This is a genomic window from Azospirillum sp. B4 (genome assembly GCF_000333275.1).
In the GTDB taxonomy this organism is placed as follows: Bacteria; Pseudomonadota; Alphaproteobacteria; order Azospirillales; family Azospirillaceae; genus Nitrospirillum.
The window spans coordinates 1-8,741 of record NZ_BACU01000445.1 but is presented as its reverse complement, the minus strand read 5'-3'; the positions used below and the strand labels follow the sequence as shown (position 1 = coordinate 8,741).

The 8,741-nt window shown below is 71.2% G+C and carries 5 protein-coding genes and 1 pseudogene; 3 read left to right on the top strand and 3 right to left on the bottom strand.

Annotation, left to right across the window (positions count from 1 at the left end):
- The 3 genes and pseudogenes from I55_RS19425 to I55_RS19415 form a co-directional block, all read right to left on the bottom strand.
- A pseudogene (locus tag I55_RS19425) lies at nt 1-243 on the bottom strand (nitric oxide dioxygenase); the annotation flags it as partial.
- 40 nt (nt 244-283) lie between these two features.
- Nucleotides 284-658: a group III truncated hemoglobin gene (locus I55_RS19420; protein WP_044562236.1), complete on the bottom strand. Its 375-nt coding sequence runs from the start codon at nt 656-658 to the stop codon at nt 284-286.
- Nucleotides 659-825: 167 nt separating this feature from the next.
- Complete coding sequence (locus I55_RS19415; RefSeq protein WP_044562235.1) at nt 826-1,293, bottom strand: carboxymuconolactone decarboxylase family protein; 468 nt, start codon at nt 1,291-1,293, stop codon at nt 826-828.
- A gap of 120 nt (nt 1,294-1,413) precedes the next feature.
- Here I55_RS19415 and I55_RS19410 point away from each other — a divergent pair, with 120 nt between their 5' ends.
- The 3 genes from I55_RS19410 to I55_RS19400 form a co-directional block, all read left to right on the top strand.
- Complete coding sequence (locus I55_RS19410; protein ID WP_044562234.1) at nt 1,414-2,835, top strand: PLP-dependent aminotransferase family protein; 1,422 nt, start codon at nt 1,414-1,416, stop codon at nt 2,833-2,835.
- A 251-nt stretch (nt 2,836-3,086) separates the two neighbouring features.
- On the top strand, nt 3,087-3,638 hold the full coding sequence (locus tag I55_RS19405; protein WP_044562233.1) for a cysteine hydrolase family protein: 552 nt from the start codon (nt 3,087-3,089) through the stop codon (nt 3,636-3,638).
- Nucleotides 3,639-3,831: 193 nt separating this feature from the next.
- A partial coding sequence (locus I55_RS19400; RefSeq protein WP_148293844.1) for a hypothetical protein occupies nt 3,832-8,741 on the top strand: 4,910 nt, incomplete at its 3' end.

Below are 8,741 nucleotides of genomic sequence, written 5' to 3'. Positions count from 1 at the left end.
GGGGGCCAGCGGCTCCAGGTTCTCGATGTGCCGGGCGTAGGCCAGGATGGCGCCGCCCAGCGCTTTGTTCTGGGCGCCATCCTGCCCTTGGTGGCTGTGTTTGAACAAGGCCGCGATGGACGCGTCCTGGAACAGGCGGACGTACATGGCCCGGGTGATGGCGGTGCCGTGCTCGGCCAGGGCGGGGGCGGTGGCCTTGACGACGGCGATGGTCTGGGCGCTCAGCGGCTGGGGCTGTGGCATGATGCGGCTGTTCCTCATGATTTCTTGGGAAGGGTGCGGGTCAGGCGGCCGGGCGGTAGAACAGGCCCAGTTGCAGGCTGGTGGCGATGCGGGCGGCCTTGGCCAGGGCGTCGGCCGCGGCCGGCGGCGGCAGCACGTCGGCGGTCGCCTCCGCCCACAGGGCCAGCCAGCGGTCGAACAGGGCGGGGGTCATCCGCTCCAGATGTTTCAGGTGGGCCGCCATGGGGTTGCCCTTGTAACGGGGGGCCGTGAGGCGCTCCGGCGCCAGCAGCAGTGCCGACCAGAAGGCGGCCAGCGTTTCCAGATGGTGGTCCCAATCGGAAATGGCGCGATTGAACACAGGTCCCAAATCGGGATCGCGGCGCACGCGGGCGTAGAACCGGGAAACCAGGGTGGCGATGAGGGGCTCATCCATCGGTCGACCTCAATCATGTATATAAGATACATGTTATTGCGTCGCCAGAAAGATGCAACAGGAATATTTGTTTTCGCGCACGGATTGACCGGTGCCGGAAAACGGCGACGACCGGATGGTCGCCCACCCGGCCGCCGGACTTGGAAAAGTAGGACTTGGAAGGGGGATCAGGCCTTGGCGGCAGGGGGGGCAGCGGCGGCGGGCACGGCGCGGAAGCTGATGGCCAGGCGGTTGTAGGCGTTCATCAGGCCGATGGCGATGGTCAGGTCCGCCAGTTCCTTGTCGCTGAACTGGGTGCGGGCGGCCTGGAACTCCGCATCCGGCACGGCGGTGTCGGCCACGCGGGTCACTGTCTCGGCCCAGCGTAGGGCCGCCTGTTCCCGCGCGCTGAACAGGGCGCCGGCCTCATGCCAGGAGGGAACCAGCACCAGCTTTTCCACAGTCAGCCCGCCCTTCAGCAGGTCGCGCGAATGCATATCGATGCAATAGGCGCAGCCGTTGATCTGTGAGACGCGCAGGTAGACCAGATCCACCAGTTGGGCGGGCAGGCCGCTCTGGCTGATGTAGCCGTAGACGCCACCCAGGGCCTTCATGCCGGCGGGGGCGGCGTTGGCGTAGTCGAGGCGCAGGGTCATGATGAAGGTCCTTTCGCGGGAGGGTTGGCGCTTGGATCGCCCGATACCTTTGAGGATGCGCCGGCCATGGTCCAGGAAACAGCACCAAGAACCGCGAGAATGGCTGTACCATGCCGGCCCATGGACACCGACCTTGCCATCGTGCTGGACCGGGCGGCGGCCGTGCCGCTGGCGGCACAGATCCACGGCGCGTTGCGCCAGGCCATCCTGGCCGGCCAGCTGGCGGCCGGGGCGCGCCTGCCCTCCTGGCGCGACTTGGCGGCCCAGCTGGGCGTGGCGCGCGGCACGGTGCGGGTGGCCTACGAACGTCTGATGGACGAGCAGCTGGTGGTGGGGCTGGGGGCGGCCGGTACCCGGGTGGCGCGCTGGCCGGTGCCTGGGACGGCCACTGTGCCGCCGCCGGCGGAAACCCCGCCGCTGCCCGCCTTCTTCCATGATTTCGAGGCGCCGCCGCTGGCCTTCCAGATGGGCGTGCCGGCGCAGGACGCCTTTCCCGCCACCCTGTGGTCCCGCATCCTGGCGCGGGGTGCCCGCGCCGCCGCCCTGGCCCCCGTGGGTTATCCCGACCCGCGCGGGCATGCGGAGTTGCGGCGGGAGATCACGGCCTATCTGGCCATATCCCGGGGCATCCAATGCACACCGGCGCAGGTGCTGGTGACCAACGGCTATGCCGGGGCCGTTAACCTGGCCGTCCGGGCGCTGGGGCTGGAAGGCAAGGCGGCGTGGATGGAGGAGCCGGGCTTCCCCCTGACCCGCATGGCCCTGATGCTGGCCGGCATGGCGCCCGTTCCCGTGCCGGTGGACGCGCAGGGTCTGGACGTGGCGGCCGGCGCGGCCGTCGCCCCCGGTGCTGCCCTGGCGGTGGTGACGCCAGGGCAGCAGGCGCCGCTGGGCATGCCGCTGTCGCTGGCCCGCCGCGTGGCCCTGCTGGACTGGGCCCGCCGTTCCGGCGCCTGGGTGCTGGAGGATGATTACCTGAGTGAGCTGCAGCTGGCCGGACGGGCGGTGCCGGCGCTGGCGGCGGTGGACCATGCCGCCGGCGGGGAGGCCCGCGTGCTGCACGCCGGCACCTTCAGCAAGACCATCAGCCCGGCCCTGCGCCTGGGCTTCCTGGTCGTGCCGGCGACTCTGGCCGCCCGTTTCGGCGACGTGGCCGCCTGCCTGGCCCCGGCGCCGGCGGCCCCGGTGCAGCGGGCGGTGGCCGCCTTCCTGGCGGAGGGGCACTATCTGCGCCACCTGCGCCGTATGAAGCGGCTCTACGCCGCCCGGCGGGCCTTGCTGCTCCAGGCCCTGGATGGCCTCCTGCCGGTGCGGGCCACCGCCGGCCTGTCGGTGGTGGTGTCGCTGCCGCCGGGCGCCCGGGATCTGGACATCGCCAACCAGGCGCTGGCCTTCGGCATGGCGCCGGTGCCGCTATCGCCCTGGTACGCCGCCCAAGGCGCGGACCAGGCCGGCCTGCTGCTGGGCGTCACCAACCTCAACGACCGGCGACTGGTCGCCGATTGCCGCCGCCTGGCCGACTTGGTGGCGCGGTTCGGGTGAGGAGCCGGGGCGCTTTGCCTGAAGGGGCGTGAAGGGGGCTTGACGCCACCCCCGTCGTCCCCGCATCTTGGCCGCCATGAACGCCTTCGTCGCCCTGACCGTCAAAACCATCACCACCACCACCGCCATCGGCGGGTGGTGCGGGATGGGCTTGTCGGCGTAAGGCCAGGTCGTTCCGCAACCCCCGCCCTAACGGGACGGGGGAGATGGCCGGTGGCACCTCCGTTCCCAAGACCGAACGGAGACAGGTCATGAGCCCCCAATTTTCCCGTCGTTCCCCTTCCCGATCCGCCCTCATCGTCCTGGACATGCAGGTGGGTCTGGTGCATGGCCCCGTGCCGCCGCACGGCAGCGCCGGCGTGCTGGTCCGCATCCAGGACATGGCCGACCGCGCCCGCCAGGCCCGGGGCATGGTGGTTCTGGTCCAGCATGACGGCCCCGAGGGGTCGCGGGCCGCCCCCGGCGCCGCTGACTGGCAGCTGGTGGAACAATTGGCCCCCCAGGCGGGTGACCTGGTGGTGCGCAAGACGCGGCCCAGCGTCTTCGCCGGCACGGAGCTGGCGGCCCTGCTGCGCGACCACGGCATCGGACGGGTGGTGCTGGCCGGCATGAAGACGGAGTATTGCGTCGATGCCTCCTGCCGCGCCGCCCGTGACCTGGGATTCGAGGCCGTGCTGGCCGGCGACGCCCACACGACGATCGACACGCCGGCCCTGGCCGCGGGCGCCATCATCCAGCACCACAACCTGACGCTGGGCGGGCCGTTCGCCCAGGTGATGCCGGCGGCGGCGGTGGGATTCTAACACTCCGTCAGGCGGCCACCCCCAAATACCCAAGTAGGCCGCAAGTGATGGAAAAGGCGCATATTTGTCGAAAATCCCCCGAATCCCCATCCACCGGTCACCGTTTGGTCACGGGCCAAGCCCCGCCGGGCGCGCTTGAAAGGGGCGCTCGCCCAGCTCAAGGGCGCGCCGCAACGGGTTGGGGAGGGGGTCGATGGGGAGAGTGTCGGTCACGGGCGGCATGGCGCCGGCTGGCCACGGGACGGAACGGTCCGCTGGCCGGGCATGGCTGAACAGCGGCGTCTCCCTCCTGGCGCTGGGCATCGCACTCGCTGCCGGTGGGGCCGCGGCCCAGGACGTTACCCTGACGGGGTCGACCGCCGGTTATGCCAACGGCGGCACGCTGGGCGCCTTGCGCGTCGCCGACACGGCCCTCATCACCGGCGGCACTGTCGCGGGCGTGTCCAACACCGGCGTCATCACCACCCTGTCCATCGCCGCCGGCGGCAGCCTCAGCGCCGCCTCCACCGTCCTCTACAACGGTGGCAGCATCGGCACCCTGGTCAACCAGGGCCGGTTGGGCGGGGGTTTCGGCTATGGCCGCCATGCCCTGTTCAACGCCGGCACCATCGGCACCTTCCTCAACGGCGGCCTGCTTAGCGGAAGTTCGGCCGGCATGGTCAACACCGGTTCAGTGGGCGGCCTGATCAACACCGGCACCATCGAGGCGCTGACCGTGGGCCTGCTGGTGCAGGGCACGGTCGGCATGCTGGACAACGGCGGCGTCATCAATGCGGCGGGAACGGCGCTCTATATCCACACCCTGGGCAGCGTGGGCGGCATCAGCAACAGCGGCCTGATCGCCGGCCTTGCCGGCCTGCTGAACGAGGGCAGCATCGCCACCGTCATCAACGCCGGCACGATCACCGGAGGCACCAAGGCCGCCCTGCTGAACCGCGCCCGCCTGGACAGGGTGGAAAACACGGGCATCCTCAGCGGCCAACTGTCCGGCCTTTACAACCTGGGCACATTGGGCGGCGTCAGCAACAGCGGCACCATCGCGGGCCGCAGCGTGGCGCTGGTGAACTGGGGCACCCTGGGCACGGTCAGCAACAGCGGCACCGTGACCAGCGGGGGCGAGGCCGTCTACAACGGCCAGGGCAGCCTGGGCACCCTGGTCAACAGCGGCACCGTCACCGGCTACAAGGGGGTGGCCAACGCGGTCATCCTGGACCGCGTCGTCAATACCGGCCTGATCCAGGGCACCGGCTTCGCCCTGGACCTGTCGGGCACCACCGGCACCATCCTCAACGACGGCGTCATCACCGGCCCCACAGCCCTGCGCCTGAGCAGCGGTGCCACCCTGGGCGGCCTGGCCAACCAGGGCACTGTCGTCGGCACCCTTTTGAACCTCTCGGCCGGGGCGCTGACCCTATCCGGCGGCAGCGTGATGGGAAGCTACACCGGGGCGGCCGGCACCGGGGCGGCCGTGATCAGCACGCTGGGCGACGTGGTGCTGGGCGGTGGCCGGCTGCTGTTGAACGATGCCGTGGATGTCACCGGCCATACCCTGGTCAACGCCGGGGCGGCCGTGGTGCTGATGGGCGCCGTCAGCGTCACCGGCACCTACGCCCAGGCCCAGGGCGGGCTGGAACTGGCGTCGGCGGCGGCCCGGCTGATGGTCAGCGATGCCGCCCTGCTGACGGGCGGCACCGTGGTCGCGTTCGTGCCGGCCGCCGCCAGCCATCTTGCCGGTGCCACGCTGGGCACCCTGGTGCAAGGCGGGGTGGGGTCCAGCTATGTCGGCGTGACCGTGGCCAGCGGTGTCGCCGGCCTGGCCGTCCAGGGCGCCACCAGCGGCACCGCCCTGTTGGCGCTGGCGGCCAACGATTACATCGCGGACGCCCAGGGCACGGTCGGCAACGGCGGCACCCTATCGGCCGCCACGGCCGTCCATGTCGCGGCGGCTGGCAGCATCGGCACCTTCGCCAACAGCGGCACCTTGCTGGGTGGCGGCTATGCCCTCTACAACGCCGGCACGGTGGGGACTCTGGCCGACAGCGGGGTGATCGCCGGCGACATCGCCAATGTCGGTGGTGGGGCGCTGACTATCACCGGCGGCCAGGGCGGCGGCGTCGGTACCCTGACGGGGGCCGGCGGGGCCAGGGGCCTGCTGCGCAGCACCGCCGACCTGGTCTTCGCCGGCGGCGCGCTGCTGCTGAACGACGCTGTCGCGGCACCCGGGCATACGGTGGCCAACACCGGCGCCACCCTGCGCCTGGCCGATACGATCACCATCACCGGCAACTACCACCAGACGGACGGTACGCTGGCGCTGGGGGACAACACCCTGATGGTGACGGAGGCGGCGCTGCTGACCGGCGGCACGGTGACGGCCAGCGTGGTGGCGGCGGGCGTGAACCGGATGGCCGGCGCGGTGCTGGGCACCCTGGTGATCGGCGGGCTGGCGTCCAGCTACGGCGGCGTGACGGCGGCAGTGGATGCCGGCGGCCTGTCGGCGGCGGTGGCGACCGTCACCATCGGCGGCACGGTGGATCTGGTGGCCACGGTCACCAACAACTATGTCGGCGGCACCCTGGCCACCTTGGACAACGGCGGCGTCGTCAGCGCCGCCACCGCCGTTTACGTCGCCGCCGGCGGCAGCGTGGGCAATCTGACCAACGCCGGCACCCTGACGGGCGGCGCCGTCGGTGTCGCCAACCAGGCCGGTGCCGGCATCGGCACGCTGGTCAACGGGGGCCTGATCCAGGGGCCGCTGGGCGTCTACAACGCCGGTTCCATCGGCATCCTCAGCAATAGCGGCATCATCGCCGATGGCGCGGGCCCCGCCACCGCGGCCGTCAACAATGCCGGCACCATCGCCACGCTGTTGAACAGCGGAACGCTCAGGGGCGCCACCCACGGTCTTTTCAACACCGGCACTGTCGGCGCGCTGGTCAACAGCGGCCTGATCGTGGCGGCGACGGCGGTTTATACCGCCGGCCTGCTGGGCACCCTGGCCAACAGCGGCACCATCACCGGCAGCGTGGTCAACGCCAGCGCCAATGACCTGGTGATCACCGGCGGCGGCGACGGCATCGTGGGGTCGTTCAGCGGTGGCACCATCCACAACAGCCTGTCCAACCTGACCTTCGCCTCGGGTGCCGTCAGCCTGGCCGACGTCCTCGATGTCACCGGCCACACCGTCAGCAACACCGGCGCCAGCCTGACCCTGGCCGGCAATGTCGCCGTCACCGGTGCCTACAGCCAGACCGCCGGCACCCTGGACCTGGCGGGCCAGGTGCTGACGGTCAGCGGCAGCGCCGTCATCGCCGACGGCACCGTCTCCGCCGGCCTCAGCGCCACGGGCACCTACCTGGTGGGCGACAGCGTCACCCTGGTGCGGGGCGGGGCGGGGTCCCGCTACACCGGCGCCACCCTCACCTCCGGCCTGGCCGGTCTGGATGCCGTCGGCGGCGTCAGTGGCAGCAGCCTGTTGGCCATCGCCGGCAACGACTACATCGGCGGCGCCTACGGTGCTCTGTCGGTCACCGGCACACTTGTTAACACGGCTGGGGCCAACACCGCCGGCGGCGCCACAGCGCTGTACATCGCCTCGACGGGTACCCTGGCGGCCCTGGCCAACAGCGGCCTGATCAGTGGCAACATCGTCAACCGTTCCAGCACGGCCCTCCGTATCACCGGCGGCAGCGGGTCGACCATCGGCACGCTGGCGGGCGGGACCATCACCAGCACCGGGGCCGACGTGGTGCTGGCGTCCGGGAACCTGGCGCTCAGCGACGCCGTCAATGTCGGCGTGGGCACCTTGGTCAACAGCGGCGCCAACGTGCTGCTGACCGACATGGTCAGCGTGACCGGCAACTACAGCCAGACCGGCGGCACGCTGACGGCCGGTATCGGCGGCACCACGGCCGGTGAACTGCTGGTCAGCGGCAGCGCCAGCCTGACGGGCGGCACGGTGGCGGTCACGGCCCTGGACGGCGTGAACCTGATCGCGGGGCAGAGCTACACCATCGTCGAGGCCGGCGGCGGCCTGTCCGCCACCAGCCTGACGGCGTCGGCCACCGGCTTCAGCGCCACCCTGGGCACCAGCCCGGCCGGTGCCGCCACCGACCTTATCCTGACCCTGCTCAGCGACTACATCAGCGGCACCCTGGGCACGCTGACCAACACCGGCACGCTCAACGCCGCCACGGCGGTGATGATCACCAGCGGCGGGTCGGTGGGCACCCTGGCCAACAGCGGCACCATCATCGGCGACGTGGTCAATGCCAGCGGCAACGACCTGGTGGTGGTAGGTGGCGGCGACGGCATCGTGGGGTCTTTCAGCGGCGGCACCATCCGCAACAGCCTGTCCAACCTGGCCTTCGCCTCGGGTGCCGTCAGCCTGGCCGACGTCCTCGACGTCACCGGCCACACCGTGGCCAACACCGGCGCCAGCTTGACCCTGGCCAGCGACGTGGCCGTCGCCGGCGCCTACAGCCAGTCGGCCGGCACCCTGGCCGTGGCCGGCCATGTCCTGTCCGTCAGCGACGCGGCGGTCATCGGCGGCGGCACCGTCTCCGCCGGCCTCAGCGCCACGGGCACCTACCTGGTGGGCGACAGCGTCACCCTGGTGCGGGGCGGGGCGGGGTCCCGCTACACCGGCGCCACCGTCACCTCCGGCCTGGCCGGTCTGGATGCCGTCGGCGGCGTCAGCGGCAGCAGCCTGTTGGCCATCGCCGGCAACGACTACATCGGCGCCGCCTACGGTGCTCTGTCGGTCACCGGCACACTTGTTAACACGGCTGGGGCCAACACCGCCGGCGGCGCCACGGCGCTGTACATCGCCTCGACGGGTACCCTGGCGGCCCTGGCCAACAGCGGCCTGATCAGTGGCAACATCGTCAACCGTTCCAGCACGGCCCTCCGTATCACCGGCGGCAGCGGGTCGACCATCGGCACGCTGGCGGGCGGGACCATCACCAGCACCGGGGCCGACGTGGTGCTGGCGTCCGGGAACCTGGCGCTCAGCGACGCCGTCAACGTCGGCGCCGGCACCCTGGTCAACAGCGGGCGCAACGTGCTGTTGACCGACAGGGTCAGCGTCACCGGGCACTACAG